Annotated in this window: 18 protein-coding genes; 15 read left to right on the top strand and 3 right to left on the bottom strand. The window is 29.5% G+C overall.

Annotation, left to right across the window (positions count from 1 at the left end; genetic code table 11):
* The first annotated feature begins 135 nt into the window (after positions 1 to 135).
* A complete protein-coding gene (gene mgtE, locus IPP08_11030; GenBank protein ID QQS66287.1) occupies positions 136 to 1,524 on the top strand; it encodes a magnesium transporter in 1,389 nt (462 codons plus the stop codon).
* Between the two features lie 118 nt (positions 1,525 to 1,642).
* On the opposite strand, the gene pfkA is transcribed toward mgtE, so the two are convergent.
* Complete coding sequence (gene pfkA / locus IPP08_11025) at positions 1,643 to 2,602, bottom strand: 6-phosphofructokinase (GenBank protein QQS66286.1); 960 nt, start codon at positions 2,600 to 2,602, stop codon at positions 1,643 to 1,645.
* A 632-nt stretch (positions 2,603 to 3,234) separates the two neighbouring features.
* On the opposite strand from pfkA, the gene mce reads away from it, so the two are divergent.
* From mce to IPP08_10985, 8 genes are all read left to right on the top strand, one after another.
* Entirely contained in the window at positions 3,235 to 3,654 is a 420-nt protein-coding gene (gene mce / locus IPP08_11020) for a methylmalonyl-CoA epimerase (protein ID QQS66285.1), read from the top strand.
* Between the two features lie 14 nt (positions 3,655 to 3,668).
* The gene (locus IPP08_11015) at positions 3,669 to 4,688 is read left to right on the top strand and encodes an asparaginase (GenBank protein QQS66284.1); all 1,020 of its coding nucleotides are present in this window, start codon (positions 3,669 to 3,671) and stop codon (positions 4,686 to 4,688) included.
* 160 nt (positions 4,689 to 4,848) lie between these two features.
* Positions 4,849 to 6,075: a trypsin-like peptidase domain-containing protein gene (locus tag IPP08_11010; GenBank protein QQS66283.1), complete on the top strand. Its 1,227-nt coding sequence runs from the start codon at positions 4,849 to 4,851 to the stop codon at positions 6,073 to 6,075.
* A gap of 431 nt (positions 6,076 to 6,506) precedes the next feature.
* Positions 6,507 to 7,856: a hypothetical protein gene (locus tag IPP08_11005; GenBank protein QQS66282.1), complete on the top strand. Its 1,350-nt coding sequence runs from the start codon at positions 6,507 to 6,509 to the stop codon at positions 7,854 to 7,856.
* 146 nt (positions 7,857 to 8,002) lie between these two features.
* Positions 8,003 to 8,563, top strand: coding sequence for a hypothetical protein (locus IPP08_11000; protein ID QQS66281.1), 561 nt, complete (start codon positions 8,003 to 8,005; stop codon positions 8,561 to 8,563).
* A 137-nt stretch (positions 8,564 to 8,700) separates the two neighbouring features.
* A complete protein-coding gene (locus tag IPP08_10995; protein QQS66280.1) occupies positions 8,701 to 9,135 on the top strand; it encodes a protease inhibitor I42 family protein in 435 nt (144 codons plus the stop codon).
* Positions 9,136 to 9,217: 82 nt separating this feature from the next.
* Positions 9,218 to 9,652 (top strand): hypothetical protein, encoded by a 435-nt coding sequence (locus IPP08_10990; GenBank protein ID QQS66279.1) that lies wholly within the window; start codon positions 9,218 to 9,220, stop codon positions 9,650 to 9,652.
* Positions 9,653 to 9,750: 98 nt separating this feature from the next.
* Entirely contained in the window at positions 9,751 to 10,404 is a 654-nt protein-coding gene (locus IPP08_10985) for a class I SAM-dependent methyltransferase (protein QQS66278.1), read from the top strand.
* Positions 10,405 to 10,464: 60 nt separating this feature from the next.
* Here the strand turns inward: IPP08_10985 and IPP08_10980 are convergent, their stop codons facing one another.
* Positions 10,465 to 11,088, bottom strand: coding sequence for an aquaporin family protein (locus IPP08_10980; protein ID QQS66277.1), 624 nt, complete (start codon positions 11,086 to 11,088; stop codon positions 10,465 to 10,467).
* A gap of 289 nt (positions 11,089 to 11,377) precedes the next feature.
* Here IPP08_10980 and radA point away from each other — a divergent pair, with 289 nt between their 5' ends.
* From radA to IPP08_10950, 6 genes are all read left to right on the top strand, one after another.
* Positions 11,378 to 12,733 carry a DNA repair protein RadA gene (gene radA / locus IPP08_10975; GenBank protein ID QQS66276.1) on the top strand — a complete coding sequence of 452 codons (1,356 nt, stop codon included), beginning with the start codon at positions 11,378 to 11,380 and terminating at the stop codon, positions 12,731 to 12,733.
* 156 nt (positions 12,734 to 12,889) lie between these two features.
* Complete coding sequence (gene rpsP / locus IPP08_10970; protein ID QQS66275.1) at positions 12,890 to 13,678, top strand: 30S ribosomal protein S16; 789 nt, start codon at positions 12,890 to 12,892, stop codon at positions 13,676 to 13,678.
* Positions 13,679 to 13,683: 5 nt separating this feature from the next.
* Positions 13,684 to 14,193: a 16S rRNA processing protein RimM gene (rimM, locus tag IPP08_10965; protein ID QQS66274.1), complete on the top strand. Its 510-nt coding sequence runs from the start codon at positions 13,684 to 13,686 to the stop codon at positions 14,191 to 14,193.
* Positions 14,194 to 14,213: 20 nt separating this feature from the next.
* Positions 14,214 to 14,894, top strand: a complete 681-nt coding sequence (trmD, locus tag IPP08_10960) for a tRNA (guanosine(37)-N1)-methyltransferase TrmD (GenBank protein ID QQS66273.1) — start codon at positions 14,214 to 14,216, stop codon at positions 14,892 to 14,894.
* A gap of 92 nt (positions 14,895 to 14,986) precedes the next feature.
* Positions 14,987 to 15,367: a 50S ribosomal protein L19 gene (gene rplS / locus IPP08_10955; protein ID QQS66272.1), complete on the top strand. Its 381-nt coding sequence runs from the start codon at positions 14,987 to 14,989 to the stop codon at positions 15,365 to 15,367.
* Positions 15,368 to 15,553: 186 nt separating this feature from the next.
* On the top strand, positions 15,554 to 16,651 hold the full coding sequence (locus IPP08_10950) for a M20/M25/M40 family metallo-hydrolase (protein QQS66271.1): 1,098 nt from the start codon (positions 15,554 to 15,556) through the stop codon (positions 16,649 to 16,651).
* A gap of 6 nt (positions 16,652 to 16,657) precedes the next feature.
* On the opposite strand, the gene IPP08_10945 is transcribed toward IPP08_10950, so the two are convergent.
* Positions 16,658 to 17,287 (bottom strand): 4'-phosphopantetheinyl transferase superfamily protein, encoded by a 630-nt coding sequence (locus IPP08_10945; GenBank protein QQS66270.1) that lies wholly within the window; start codon positions 17,285 to 17,287, stop codon positions 16,658 to 16,660.
* Positions 17,288 to 17,332 lie beyond the last annotated feature (45 nt).

Below are 17,332 nucleotides of genomic sequence, written 5' to 3'. Positions count from 1 at the left end.
AACTTTATATTAAGTTTTAAATTCATATCATTAAAATTCCATTGTTATTTTTGTGACAAGAAAATCAAGAAAATTTCTAAACTCAACTAATTCCTTCAATCTTATAATCCAATTCCTCAATAAGTTATAGTATTAATGCTTTCTGAAAGAGAAATATATATAGACAAAGAGTTTATCGATGATTTAGAATCTTTAATTTATGTTAAAGATGAGGGATCGTTGAGGTTACTAATGTTCGATATGAGAGAACCTGATATTGCTCAGATTACCACATCATTAACTGATGAAGAAAGACATTATATTTTAAGTTTGTTAGAGGATGATATTCTAGGTGAGGTAGTACTTCACTTGCCAGATGAACAGAGAGAAGATTATTTTTCAATACTTGCACCTCAAAGAATATCTGATTTGGTTGAAGAAATGTCAACTGATGATGCAGCAGATATTGTATCAGAGTTAGATGATGATATTGCCGAAGAGGTAATGGAACGACTTGAGAGAAGTGATGCTGAGGTAATGGAGGATATTCGAGATCTTCTCCAGTATTCTGAAGATACTGCTGGTGGAAGAATGACTACAGACTATGTATCTGTACATTTTACTGAAACAGTTTCAAAAGCAATTGAAAACATTCGGGAATTTGCAAAAGTTAATGAGAACCAATTTGAAGTTTATGCAGTTTATGTTGTTGATGGTAATGAAAAATTAGTTGGAGTTATTAGTCTTCAAGACTTAGTTTTAAATAAAAGAGAGGAATTGATAAGCAATTTCATGGAAGATCAAGTTTTATCTGTTAGAACAGATGATGATCAAGCTCTGGTTGCTCAATTAATGCAAAAATATGATTTAGTATCTATCCCTGTTGTTGATAAAAATGAAACATTACTTGGAGTAGTAACATTTGATGATGTAGCAGATATTATTGAGGAAGAAGGTTCTGAGGATATGTTATTACTTGCTGGTGTAACTGATGAAGAATCATTAGCTACCCCACCAACAATTGCAGTTAGAAGAAGATTACCTTGGCTAGCAATTAATTTAGGTACAGCCTTTATTGCTTCTTTGGTAGTATCTCAATTCGAAAATACAATTTCTAAACTCCCTATTCTTGCAGCTTTAATGCCTATTGTTGCTGGTATGGGTGGAAATGCTTCAATACAAACTATTACTGTTATTGTCAGAGGGTTTGCTCTTGGTGAACTTAATGATATGAGGCGAAGAGATGCTATTATAAAAGAATTACAGATAGGATTAATTAACGGTCTTTCAATGGGCTTAACTGCTGGTTTAGTTGTTTGGATTTTAAGAAACGACTGGCATGTTGGAATTTTAATTTCAATTGCTATGTTTGGAAATATGTTTGTTGCTGGAGTGGCAGGTGCTATTGTACCAATCCTTCTTAAAAAATTAAAGTTCGATCCAGCTTTATCTTCTGGTCCAATAGTTACTACTTTTACTGATTTAGCAGGATTCTTTATATTTTTAGGATCTGCAACATTATTGATAAATTGGTTGATTCCTTAATTGAGATATTTTTGATTAAATGGTAAATCCATTATTTAGAATATATATTGATTCATTAGTTAAAAGTTATAAAATTAACCAAAAAAAATGAGAATCAATATCAATTTCTATCTGTGAATTATCTTAATATTTCAATTAAATCAATTAAATGTTGAGGTAAGATATGTTTAGTTCCATATGTTTCTTTAAGTGGAGTAAATACAATATCACCTTTTCTTTCACCTGCCAAATGACATTTCTTACCGTCTAACAATCCTTGAACTGCCGCTGTTCCAAGTCTTGTAGCTAATATTCTATCTTTGGCAGTTGGTGATCCGCCTCTTTGTATGTGTCCTAAAACTGTAACCCTAGTATCCACATTAAATTTTGATTTAAAGTCATCTGCATATTTTTGAGCATTACCATAATCATCTCCTTCACTTATTATAAAAATGTGTCTTTTAGTCCTTTGATATTCTTCCATAAACTTACATAATGCTGCAAAATTTTCAGTTGTTTCTGGAACAGCAACAAACTCTGCACCAACTGCAGTACCTACTTCAACAGCAATAAAACCAGAGTCTCTTCCCATTACTTCAATAAAAAAAGTTCTATCATGACTTTCAACGGTATCTCTTATGTTGTCAACTGCTCTCATTGCAGTGTTAATAGCTGTATCAAAACCAATTGTGTAATCACTTCCAAAAATATCGTTGTCGATTGTGCCAGGAGTTCCAACAATTGGAATTCCGTATTCTTCATGAAATATATCTGCTCCAGTGAAAGTTCCATTCCCACCACATGCAACAAGACCCTCAATATTATGTTTTTGTAAATTATAAAAGGCTCTTTGCCTTCCTTCAGGAGTCATAAATTCTTGGCTTCGAGCTGTCCCTATAACAGTGCCTCCACGACCTATTATTCCACTAACATCTGTTTCGGTAAATGGGTAAATATTTCCAGCAATCATTCCTTCAAATCCACGACGGATAGCAAAAACTTCAATTCCTTTTGCAATACCATATCTAACAACTGCTCTTATATTCGCATTCATTCCTGGTGCGTCACCACCACTTGTAAAAACTCCAATTCTTTTCATAAATATATCTTATATAAATTATTTTAAAATGTAATAGACACAAAAAAGTTAAAGGTTTATGATTTTGAATTAATGACTTTCAAAAATTGAAACAAAAAAATATAACTCAAAATATATTTTCTATTTAAATACAATTTTGAAATTAGAATAAAAATAATATCCAATTATTAACAGAATAAAATTTAATAAATTAAAATTCTATCTAAGAAAATATTGTAATGCTTCAAAGAGTTTGTTAAAAAATTGGATCACTTCAAATTCAAAATTAAAATAAATAATGGAATTCAATTTAACAAAGTTATGTCAAAAATCAAGAAAACTAATAGAATAGATTAAATGCGGATTAAAATTTAATTACTATAAATCCAATCTTAAAATATTACTAATTTATCTGATTATTGAAAATTTATAACTATAATTATAATTACTAAATGACTAGTACTATTAAATAAAATTTAATTTAATCGATAAAGTATATTTTAAAATTATTTTTGTATAAAATAAAATTCATAAATGATTTTAATATTAAATTTTGATGAAAATATAAAATATATTTATGAAACTTCTTAGTCGTCTAATGTTATAATTGTAAAAGTATAATTAAATAAATATACAAATATCAAACAATTAATATGAGAATATCACATATTGGAATAGCAGTTAAGTCATTAGATGAAGCAATTGAAAAATATGGTTTGTTATTCAATGATGATAACCCACATAAAGAAATTGTAGATCAACAGAAAGTATCAGTTGCTTCCTACAAGGTTGGTGAATCTATTATTGAGTTAACTGCTGCAACTACGGATGAATCTCCGATTGCAAAATTTATTAACAATCGAGGTGAAGGAATACATCATCTTGCATTTGAAGTTGATGATATTCAAATGGAACTCAATAGATTAAAAGCAAAAGGGGCTAAATTAATAAACGAAACTCCAAAAGATGGGGCACATAATATGTTAATTGCTTTTGTTCACCCAGAAACTTTTAATGGAGTCTTAGTAGAATTATGTCAAAAAAAAATAGATAATTCAATTCAATTAATCTAAAATATTTAAGATAAATGTTCCATCAATTATTAGCTACCACATATAGAAACAATCTTATTGAAGGTGAGCATTACGGGTCAGTGGCAGTATGTGATATTGATGGAAAATTAATTGTTAGTTGTGGGAATCCTGATTTTCAAACTTTTATTAGATCTTCACTTAAAATGGTGCAAGCAATTCCTGTGGTTCAAAGTGGAGCATCAGAAAAATATGGTTTTAATAATGCAGAGCTATCAATATGCTGTGCAAGCCATAACGCTACAAGTTTCCATTTAGATACAGTTAAATCTATGCTTTCCAAAATTGGTTTAAATGAAAGTAATTTACTTTGTGGAGTACAAAAACCAACAGACGAGAATGAGTTACAAAGGGTGTTATTTAACAATGAAAAATTTTCACAATTACATAATAATTGTTCGGGTAAACATACAGGAATGCTATCAGCTTGTTTAGCAAATAATTGGAGTTTGAAAAACTATATTAGTTCTGAACATCCTTTACAAAAGGAGATTTTAAATATAGTAAGTAAATATATCAATCGTAAATCAAATACAATCCTTACAGGGATAGATGGGTGTTCTTTACCTACATGTTTTTTATCGTTAAGTGAAATGGCAACAATGTTAGCTAAATATACTCGAGACGCACAAAATGATTTAAATCCAGCGAGTAAAATTTTCAAGTCTGTTGCTAAACACCCAGAAATGATAAATGATATTGATGGTTTTGATACTGAATTAGTTAGGGCATTTAATCATTCAGCGATTGCTAAAAGGGGAGCAATGGCAGTTTTTGTTGTTGGAATAAATACTATAAAATATGGTCAAATTGGAATTGCAATAAAACTAATAGATGGAGATTCAACACCTATGCCTCCAATAGTTTTGAAGGTTTTGGAGAAATTAGAAGTAATTGATAGTTCAGAATTAGAAATGCTACAAAAGTTTAGAATTGTTGAACAATACAACTGGAATAAAATATTTACAGGAAAAATTTGTTCGGAATTGCTACTTAATACGTCTAGTGTTGTTTAGTGTTGAAAAAATGTATTTTCTTTAGAATTTCAAAGAAACTCTATTTAATTTCTGTTTTAAATTCATGTAAAATTTCTGTAACAACTAAGTTAAATTGATAAACATAGAAATTTGATTTTATCAAATAACCTAATAAATTATAATTTTAATTAATTTTTTAATGAAAATTTTTCAAAGATTTTTTCTTATCCTTTCGGTGGTACTGTGTACATTACTTTATGCTTGTAAAGCTAAAACTAAAAATGACAAAAAGAATAATATACAATTAGAGAATTTAATTGCTGGAGAGAATTCGACTAATAAAGATCAGAATGATGGGAAAAATAAAAATGATGATAAAGGAGATGGAGATATTGCATCTACCAGAAGGAATGCTATTACAAGATCAATTGAAAAGGTTTCGCCAGCAGTTGTTGGTATTAATGTAACCGAGGTTAGAGAAATACAAAATCAGAATCCATTTGGATTTGATGAATTTTTTGGTGGTGACCCAATGTTCCAACAATATTTTGGAAGAAAACAAAAACAAGAAATTAAGGGTTTGGGTTCAGGGTTTATAATTTCAGAAGATGGTTACATTTTAACCAATGATCACGTGGCTGGAAAAGCAAGCAAAGTTGTAATCACAATGACTAATGGAAAAAAATTTGATGCTAAAATTATTGGTAGTGATCCAACATCTGATGTTGCATTATTAAAGATTGATGGTAATAATTTCCCATTTGTAGAACTTGGTAATAGTGATGACTTAATTGTAGGAGAATGGGCAATTGCTTTTGGTAATCCATTTGGATTATTTGATATTAATTCAAAACCAACAGTAACAGTAGGTGTTATCTCAAATATAAATGTAAATTTGGGATTACAAGACGATAAAGTGTATAAAGGAATGATTCAAACAGATGCTGCAATTTCATCAGGTAATTCTGGTGGACCTTTAGTTAATGGTTTAGGACAAGTTATAGGAATTAATTCCACAATATATTCTACAGCACAAAATGGACGTGGTGCTGGTTCAATTGGAATTGGTTTTGCTATACCTATAAATAAGGTGAAAAAGGTTGTTGATGCATTAAAAAATGGGGGTATTGATCGTAATTTCTGGACTGGATTAAGAATATCCCAGATTGATGATAGAATACAAAGATATCTTAAATTGGATTCTAAGGAAGGTGTGGTTGTAATGGAAGTTTACCCATCATCTCCAGCTAATTCAGCTGGAATAGAGCCAGGTGATGTTATTATGTCAATTAATGGTGAGCTTATCAAATCTGAAAATAAAGCTTTAGAAATTTTTACAGATGCAAAAGTAGATGATAAATTAAAATTGAAAATTAAAAGAGATAATAAATTAATAGAAACGATTTTGTTATTAAGTGCTAGGTAAATAATCCTAAATAGTTCTTAATTATTTATAAGTCTTGCATGATAAAATTAATTATCTGCAAAACTTTAAAATTTAATCCAAAGATTTAGTTTAAATTTTATATTATTTATAAGTTAATTATTCCATAAATTACGTTAAGTATAATTCACCCACCAAAGTGTTTTAATTTTAAGTTGAATATTTAAACCATAAAAGCCCTAAAATTGTGCTTTTATGGTTTTGTTTTTTCTAATTGGATTAACAATTGATTTTGTAAAAAATAAAAATGTTCAATAAAAAATTTATGTAACGGTATCTTTTAAAATTTGAAACGTTTGAACATTATATTTAATGCTATACTTTTTAAACAAGTAAACAATAAACAATAAAATATAATCATTTTTACTAACAAACACTTTTTTATAACTAAAATCTCAAACAAAATGAAAACAATGAGAAAACAAATTTTAACAGTATTACTTTATCTTACAGTAATCTTCATTGCTAGTGCTCAGCCAAACTTAATTCAACTTCAGTTACCTGAAAATTACAAATTAAGAGAATTGAAAGCTCCAGCAGCAGTTAAACTAGAATTAGCTAGCCAAAGAAAATTAATTTCAGATCAGAAATTGCAGTACTTGGTTGGTTATACTTCTGTTTCAGATAAGAAGTTATCAGACATTACTGGTGAGCTTCCAGTTGCTCAAGAAGGATCAAAAGTTCTTGCAAGAAATTCAAGAATTAGTCAAACATTAAAAGGCTTAACATTACCTCAAGGAACTAATTTAGAAGGTTCTTCTTCATGTGAAAATCAAGGGTCTTATGATTCTAGAAATTTAAACTTAATTACACCAATAAGAGACCAAGGAGGATGTGGAAGCTGTTGGAGTTTTGGGGCAGTAGCTGCATATGAAGCTAGCTATATGAAGTTCAATGGCGGATCTCCAGCATCTTTAAATTTATCAGAACAAGAAGCTCTTAGTTGTTCTGGAGGAGGTAGTTGTTCCGGTGGTTTTGCATACAAAGTTTTTGATTGGATGGTTGATCAAAATAAATCTTTGAAAACTGAAAGTCAACAACCATATACAGCATCAAATGGATCATGTCCAGGAACACCAGCAACTGATTATAATGCATTAGATTGGGGTGTAATAGATCCTTCAGGAAATATTGATAAAATTGCATCAGTAGCATTAATAAAAAAAGCAATTTGTCAATATGGTGCAGTAAGCGTAAGTGTTGATGCAACTCAATCTTTTAAAAATTATGTTAGTGGAGTTTATTTTGGATATGCAAGTAATCCTGCAAGCCCTTCAACAAACCATGCTATAGCTTTAATAGGATGGGATGATACTAAAGGAGCTTGGCTGTTAAGAAATTCTTGGGGAACTGATTGGGGAATGGGTGGTTACATGTGGATTAAATATAATAGTAATAACGTTGGTCGTCGTGCTGCTTGGGTGAAAGCTAAAAAAACTTGTGCTAAATTTGCTGGAACTTGGAAAAATATTAATCCTAATACTGGTGGTATAACAAAGTTAATTGCTGAAACAACTGGTACACCTTCTATTCATGCCTATGGTCAATGCTCTCCAAATGATTGTGACTGGGGTGTTGCAACTGCAATCCCATTGCCTTCTTTTTTCCCTTACGAGTATTGTGTTAGCTATAATGACGTAGCTGCAAAACGTTTTATTTACATAGATTTAGATTGTGCAGATATATATCTAACAGTATGTATGGTAAGTGATTATCATGATGCAAGAGCGACCAAAACTGAAATTTACAAATTCAAAAAATAGTTGATTATTATAATTTACAATTGATTTCATTTCACAACAATAACTATCTAATGAAATTATTGAATCAAGTATTTTAATTGTCTAATTAGGGGTTTTAAAAATTTTAAATTTAAAACCCCATTTTTTTAAACTTAAACAACAAAACAATGAAAAACATATTCTTAAAATTAAATCTAATAGTGGCAATGTTATTTGCTACAACTTTTATTGTTAATGCACAATTTGGCACAATGCCAGCTGGTAAACCATGCATTACAAAAATCACTAAAAATGCTGATGGTGAACGTAATGCAAATTTCACTCAAGAGTATAATTGCACTCAGTTTACAAAGTCAGGAATAGCAAAGTATTCTTTAAAGTTAGGAACAACAAATTGCGATGAAACAAGTATTATAACAGTTGGCTCAACATTAAATGCAGAAGGAAGTTTTATACAACGCAAAGATGGTTTTGCAACTTTTGCAGGAAAATTCAATATCCAAAATGCTGCTGGAGCTGTGGTTATTGAAGGTAACATGGAAACAATTGAAATGATCGGAATTCTAAATAATGAATGTGGGAAATTTTTAGATGGTTGGATTGAAGGTAGAAATACCACTGGCTTAATAGTTAGGGGGAATCTTCAATTAAATATTACTCCGGTAATAGGAAATATTAACTCAATCAAGCTTCGTGGAGATTTGTTTGCAGTACAAATAAAACCATAGTAAACTTAATTTTTTTTAAAATCGATTTTCAATTACAAATTTTAAAATAATGTATGGTAATAGCTTTCCTAAGTGTTAACAAAAAACTACATTATTTTTTAAGACATTCATAATAAATTAAAAATATCTTAATAGAAATGAAAAACATCTTAATAGAAATGAAAATATTAACTGTTGTGTTGTATGCTGCAATAATTTTGTCGCTTGATGGATGTATTAAAACTTCAAATGGTAAAAATGAAGTGAGAGTGTTTCGAATTGAATCTTGTGATACTTCAATTGTAGTTGGTAAAGGAGATAAGATACAAGTTATATTGGAATCTCAAATTTCAACTGGTTATTCTTGGATATTAGCAAATCAATCAAGCAATTTAGTAAAAGGGGAAGTTGAACCAATAATGATTAATCCTGATGAAAAGGATAGGATGCCAGGATCGCCAGAAAAAGAATTGTTTAATTATGTTGCAGGTAATAAATTAGGAACAGATGTTTTGTTGTTCAACTATGAAAGATCTTTTGAAAAAGGGAAACCCCCTTTAAAAACATGTAAAATAACAATAACTATTAATTAAAAAACTTACTATTGAATGTAGTTAAAATTATTTCATCAACTTTTTAAATAGTTTTAACTACTTTTTTTAACAAAAACTTTAAATGAAAATTCAAAATTTATTCTTAATATTTGCTTTAATTTTATTATTTAGTATTAATTTAAAAGCACAAATTCGAGTTGGCAAAATTACTACACCAATTTATAACAATACAGGAAAACCTGACTTAATAATAACACAAATTTTAGTTAATGTTGAAGGGGATACCTCAGATATTGTTGTTAGTGTTAAAAATATAGGAACAGCTGACTGCAATTCACCAATTCCTGTTAGATTATCAAAAATTGTTATTAGAGATTGGGATCCAATTCAAGACAAAATAGATAATGGTTTAATTAAAAACCAAATCAAATTATATCACATAAAAGTACTGACTTCAGATTTATTAGGAACTCCTAGAATTAAAGCTACTGTAGATCCTGATGGTTTAATAGATGAAGTAAATAATTATAATAATGAAATGGAAAAATATTTATAAAAATTATCTAATTTCTAATCATCTAAATTATTGTAACAAATTGATATTGATGAAAATTGTTTAGAACTTGAAATCTAATTATTTCAATATTTTTATTTATGGAAGAAAAAAAAATTGAATTATCAAAAACTTTATCATCAGAATATCTAACAAAAGGAGATGCAACTGGTTGGTTTGATGTACTTTACAAAGCTAGTACAAATGACTTAAATTTAATACCTTGGGCAGACTTAAAGCCAAATATTAATCTTGTTAGCTGGTTTGAAAATAATAGAAGGCTTAATATCGAAAATCAGTCAGCTTTAGTAATAGGATGTGGTTTAGGAGATGATTCAGAATTTTTATCTTCTTTAGGTTACAAAGTTGATGCATTTGATATTTCTGAAACAGCAATTGAGTTGTGTAAAAAAAGATTCCCAAATTCGAAGGTCAAATATTTTATTGATGATTTTATTTTGCCAAGTGACAATTTAAAAAAATACAATTTTATTTTTGAAGCTTACACAATTCAAGCATTACCTATTGAGATAAGAGTTTCATGTATAAAAAATTTACAATTGTTTGCATTTAAGAGTGGAGAATTATTGATTGTTTGCAGAGGAAGAGATGATAATGAACATGTAAATGGTCCACCATGGGGAGTTTCTTTAAAAGAATTAGAACCAATTTGGAATCATTTTAAGTTAATCAAATATGAAGACTATTTTGAAGGAGAAATAAGAAGATTTAGGATTAATGCAATTAAAATTTAACAACAAAAAAACCTTTACTAAAAATAGTAAAGGTTTTTTCTAGTAAAAATATCTTACTAACTATTTATCTTTTTTAGATAGAATACCAAAAACCATGGATGCCAAAATTGCTCCAATTGAAGGACCTATCAAATATAAAGCGACATTTGATATAGAACCAGAGGTGCCACCTAAAATAAAATCAACAATAATAGGACCAATTCCAACAGCTGGATTAAATGCTCCACCACTAATACCTCCACCAGTAAAAGAAGCCGCAATAATAACTAATGCAAAAGCTAATCCATAGAATGGTTTGCCATAAACATTAGACGTTGTAACTTCAAATATTACACTAACAATTGCGAAAGTAAATATAATTTCGCAAATTAGTGCTTTAACAAAATCTACTCCTGAACCAGGAACAACTGCAAATGATTTACCAGATAAATAATAGGCAACTAGTGATGCAAATATTGCTCCTAAAAATTGAGATGCCCAATATCTCATAGCTTTAGAAATAGTTATTTTTTTGCTAAATAGGAATCCTAAAGTTACTGCTGGGTTATAATGAGCTCCAGAAATTTGTTCTCCAAAATATACCATTGCTGCTAAAATAGCACCAATTGCAATTGGATTGCCAGTTAAAGCAATTACCAAAATCAAGAAAAAAGTTCCAATAAATTCTACTATATAAATTTTCATAAATGGTTTTATTATTTAATATTTGTTATTGTTGTTTGAGTAAATACATTTATAATAATTTTGAATATTAAATTTAAGTTAAATAAACATTGAAAAATTATAATTATTAATTTTAAAAACAAAATTCGGATTGTAATTATAAAAGAATGCAATATTAAAAAATAGTTTGATTAGATTTAACAATAAGTTTAAGAAACATTAATATTTTATAATTTATTATAATTCAGTAAAAAAAATAGAGTTCAAGGAAGTAATAATAATCTAAATTCACATAATCAAAAAAACAATTATGTCCAAACAAAAATCAAAATATGTTTGTCAATCTTGTGGAGCATTTTCACCACGATGGGTTGGGCGTTGTCCTGAGTGCCATCAATATGAAACTTTTATTGAAGAAATTATCAAACATGAATCGGATTCTAAAAAAATTCCAATACAAAAGATATCAAATATAGAATTAAAAAAATTATCTGATGTTAGTATGTTGGAAGAACCTAGGTTGAAAACTAATATTGTTGAGCTTGATAGAGTTTTAGGGGGAGGAATAATGCAAGGATCTATTGTGCTTGTAGCTGGTGATCCTGGAGTTGGTAAATCTACTATTATGGCACAAATGTGTATGGGTCTGGCTGATAAAAAGATAATGTATGTAACTGGAGAGGAATCTTTAAAGCAAGTTAAGATTAGAACTCAAAGAATTGGACAATGTGATGAACTCTTGTTATTAGCTGAAACAGATCTACAGACAATCCTCAACACAGCTTTTTCTATAACACCTGAAGTAATAATCATTGATTCAATACAAACATTAAATAGGGATGATTTAGAGTCTGCATCTGGATCAGTTACTCAAGTTAGAGAATGTACAGCATCATTAATGAAATATGCAAAATCTTCTGGAACATCAGTTTTTTTAATTGGGCATGTTACTAAAGATGGGAACATAGCAGGACCAAAAGTATTAGAGCATATGGTGGATACAGTATTACAATTTGAAGGAGAAAGAACTCACATTTATAGAATACTTAGAGCAGTAAAAAACAGATTTGGGTCAACAAATGAGATTGGAGTTTTTGAAATGAAAGAAAATGGTTTAAAAGAAGTAAATAATCCAAGTGCAATTTTCTTAGCAGAAAGAAGCTACGGCTCAAGCGGTTCATCTGTTACAGCAACATTAGAAGGAACCAGACCGATTTTGTTGGAAGCACAAGCTTTGGTAACAAAATCTAGTTATGGAGTTCCACAAAGATCTGCAACTGGTTTTGATTATAAAAGACTACAAATGATTATAGCAGTTCTTGAGAAAAGATTAGGGCTTTCATTAGGTACAAGTGATGTATTTGTAAATATAGCAGGCGGAGTTAGAGTTGATGACACAGCTGTAGATGCTGCAGTAGCTAGTGCAATTGTATCTTCATTTAGAGATATCCCAACTGATTCTCAATCAGTAATTGTTGGTGAAGTTGGTCTTGGAGGTGAAATTCGAGCAGTTTCACAGATTGAACAAAGAATATCTGAATCAATTAAATTAGGTTTTAAAACTATTATAATCCCAGAATCAAATTTAAAATCAATTACTAATAAAAAAGGGATTCAAATTGAAGTAGTAAATACAATAAGTGATGTAATTAAAAAAGTTTTATAGAAGTGCATTTAAGATAATCAAAAAATAATTTATTGTCATTGTTAATATAACCCTTATTTTCGCGAACTTAACTTTTAGGTTAAGTATGTTCTTTACTGGAGGCTGCCGGGAAGAATAATTTAAATGTAACTTTTAACAAAACAAATTAAATTAGTTATGGTAAAACTCCGATTAAGGAGAATGGGAAGCAAACGCCGTCCCGTTTATGACATCGTAGCGGCTGATGGTCGTTATCCACGCGATGGAAGATTCATTGAAAAAATTGGACAGTATAATCCAGTAGTTAATGCTCAGGAAATTGTTTTAAAACGAGATCGTGCGTTATATTGGTTATCTAATGGTGCGCAACCAACTGATACTGTTAATTCTATCCTCCGTAAGGAAGGGGTAATTATGGAATATTATCTTTCTCGTAAGGGTAATTCTCCAGATAAAATCGCTGAAGAACTAGCTAGTCATAAACTTCGCCAAGATAAGAAAAAAACTTCTATAGCTAAACCAATCAAAGTTGTTGCAGCACCAGTAGTTACTGAAGCTCCAGCGCTTAAAGAAGTGAAAGCACCAGTAGCAGAAGCTCCATCGGTAGTAGAAGTTGTAGCACTAGTAGCAGAAGCTCCAGCATTAGAAGAAGTTGTTGCACCAGTAGCAGAAGCACCAGCATTAGAAGAAGTTGTTGCACCAGTAGCAGAAGCTCCAGCATTAGAAGAAGTTGTTGCACCAGTAGCAGAAGCACCAGCATTAGAAGAAGTTGTTGCACCAGTAGCAGAAGCTCCAGCAGTGGAAGAAGTTGTTGCACCAGTAGCAGAAGCTCCAGCAGTGGAAGAAGCTGTTGCACCAGTAGCAGAAGCTCCAGCATTAGAAGATGTTGTTGCACCAGTAGCAGAAACTCCAGCAGTGGAAGAAGTTGTTGCACCACTAGGAGAAGCACCTACTCAAGAGGCATAATTTTTATGGATAATCTTGTTAGATTAGGAGTTATTACTCGCATATTTGGACTTAAGGGTGATGTAATATGTTCTCTTGATTTTAAAGTTATTCCAGAAATAGTAATTCCTTGTAAAGTGAATTTAGGATTTACTGAAGGTTATTCAAAAGAAATATTGTTGTTGAGTTCAAAACCTCATTCAGCTTATTTGGTAATGAAGTTCGAAAATATCAATACTCCTCAAGCTGCAACAGAATTAATTGAACAAGCATTATTTATAGATAGAAAATATGTAGTTTATAGTAATCCATTTATTACTCCTGATTTAATTAATTACAAAATTAAAGACAATAATAATTTGGTAATTGGAGAGTTAAAAGAAATTTATTCATCTTCAGCTCATCCAGTTTGGTTAATTGTAAATGATGATAAGCAAGAATTGATGATACCTGCAGTAAAAGAATTTATTACTGAATTAAATTGTTCAGATAAATATGCTACTGTTAAATTAATAGAAGGAATGGCATTTGAATAGAATTATCGGGTTTAGATTTTATGAGAATAGATATTATAAGTGCAGTACCTCAAATTTTCGATAGTTTTTTATCTACCTCTATACCAAAAAGAGCAATTGATAAAGGTGCTGTGGAGATTATAATACATAATCTTCATAATTATGGAGTTGGTAAATATAAACAGATAGATGATACACCTTGTGGAGGAGGAGCTGGCATGATACTCAAGCCAGAACCTATTTTTGATTGTATAGAATCTTTGAAATTGGAAAGGGAATATGATGAAGTTATTTTTATGACTCCAGATGGTGAACAGTTGAATCAGAGTTATTCTAATAAATTATCTTTGCTTAATAATCTGATTATCCTTTGTGGACACTATAAAGGGATTGACAACAGAGTAAGAGAAACCTTAATCACTAAGGAACTCTCAATTGGTGATTATGTTCTTTCTGGAGGTGAAATTCCAGCGATGGCATTATCTGACTCAGTTATTAGGCTTTTACCAAAAGTGATTAGTGATATTGATTCTGCATTAACCGATTCTTTTCAAGACGGGTTATTAGAAGCACCTCAGTACACAAAGCCTGCTGAATTCAGAGGGTTAAATGTTCCAGAGGTTTTGCTCAATGGAGATCATAAAAAAATTTCTGAATGGAGATTGAATCAATCACTTGACAGAACTAAGGAAAGGAGACTTGACTTGTATGATAAATTTTAAATCATCAGATATTTTATAGAAAATATTTTTTATAAAAATAATGTTTTAGACTTTCCTTTAAGAAAAAATTAAATTAAAAATAAAAATTGACAATGAAAGCAATTCTAGAACTACAGAGCGCAATTATTGCGCAAGTTGCCTCAGAACGTAAAGAGCGTAACGGAGGTAATGATGTAAACATCCCAAATTTTAGATCTGGAGATGTTATAAGCGTTGATGTTCGTGTTGTTGAGGGTGAAAAAGAACGTATCCAAAAATATGAAGGGATTGTTATTTCACGCAGAGGCTCTGGAGTTTCAGCCACATTTACAGTTCGCAAAATTAGTAATGGTGTTGGTGTTGAAAGAATTTTTCAACTTAACTCACCTATAATTCAAAACATAAATATTGTTCGTGAAGGTAAAGTTCGTAGAGCAAAATTATATTATTTGCGTGAACTTTCAACTAAAGCAGTACGAGCAAAAACAACTTAATTGTAATACTAAATAATGTTGTTCTTACATTAATGATTTAAAAATTATTGAATTTTTTGAGCCCATGATTATTTATAATTATGGGCTCAATTTGTTTTAAAAAACTATTTTAAATTAATTACAATCAATGTATTTTCAGAATTAAATACCCATTATTTTAACAATGATTTCTTAAATTATATTAACATGAAAAATCTTGATAAAACATCTATTATAAATAGTACTTCTATGAAATTTTTGGAAGACTATTTAAATAATCCAGCACCATCTGGAGATGAATCAAATGGTCAAAAAATTTGGTTGAATTATATTGGCAAATATATTGATGAACATTTCGTAGATAACTATGGTACTGTTGTGGGAATTATAAATCCCAAAAGTAAATTTAAAGTTGTAATTGAAGCTCATGCAGATGAAATTAGTTGGCAAGTTAAATATATAACTGATGATGGATTTATTCATGTTTGTAAAAATGGTGATATAGATCATCAAATTGCTCCATCAAAAAGGGTTAACATTTTTACCGATAAAGGAATTGTTAAAGGAGTCTTTGGGTGGCCATCAATTTCTATACGTGAAAAATTAAATAAGCCATTTCCAAAAACAGAAAATTTAAGTATAGACATTGGAGCTACTAGTAAATCACAAGTTGAATCTTTAGGAATACATATTGGATGTTTGATAACTTATGAAGATCAGTTTGAGATTTTAAATTTCGGCAATTGGATTGGAAGGTCATTGGATAATAAAATTGGTGGCTTTATTATTGCAGAAGTTGCAAGGTTAATTAATATAAATAATGTTAAACTTCCATTCAGTTTATTCATTGTAAATTCTGTTCAAGAAGAAGTAGGCTTAAATGGTGCGAGTATGATTGTAGAAAATATTGAACCAGATTTGGCAATTTGTATTGATGTTACTCTTGATACAAATACTCCTTTTATAAAAAAAGAAATTCATGGGGATGTTAAATGTGGTGAAGGTGCTGTAATAAATTTTGCGCCATCAATTCATAAAGTAGTTCGTGATTTAGTAATTGATAATGCCAAAAAAAATAACATCCCATATCAATTTGAAGCTACTTCAAACGTTACGGATACAGATGCTGATGCTTTTGCATATGGATGTTGTGGAGTCCCAACTTGCTTGATTTCAATACCATTGAGATATATGCATACAACTGTAGAAATGGTTAATAAAGGTGATGTGGAATCTTGTATTCAATTAATTTATGAAACCCTATTATCAATAAACACTAAATTAGATTTAAAATATTTAAAATAATTAAATTCAACTTTCCTCTATTATCAAGGAGCAAATAAATTTATTATTTATTTCAAGTTGAGTGAATTTATAATTTTTACCTTGAAAAATAATATTATCATTTGTAACATCAACTGTGTTAAATTTTAGCTCTATTCCAAAACCAGTAACTTTAGACAATGCTTCTTTTCTTGTCCAAATATTATAAAAATATTGATTAGGATTTTGATTTTTATTTATCATATAAATCTCTTTTTTTGTTAAGTATTCATCAAATAAATTTAGATTATTTGGAATAATTTTTTCTAAATCAAGTCCAATTCTATTATGAATTGATAAACCACAAATAACAACATTACCGCTATGGGAAATCGAAAAATCAATTTCATCATTTAGGTATGGTTTATTAGTATTAGAAGTTTTAATATTATTAAGATTATACTTTTCTTCTAAATTAAATTCATGTATTAAATTAATCAATAACAATTTACCTTCAATTTTAAGTTGTTTTATCATAGGGTCTTTGTATTCCAAAATTGAAGATTGAATGAAAACTGGGAGCTTATGTAAGTTAAATTCAAACTCATCAATATCCCAAATTGTAATAATTTCTTTATACTTTATTTTAAGAAATTCTACTTCAACTTTTATTTCCATAATATTAAAAAATTATATTTTTTATTTTAATAAATAGTTTTACGA

The organism is Chlorobiota bacterium (assembly GCA_016700335.1).
GTDB lineage: Bacteria > Bacteroidota > Ignavibacteria > OLB7 > OLB7.
Note: the sequence above shows the minus strand (reverse complement) of the source record. Positions and strands in the feature narration are given on the sequence as shown.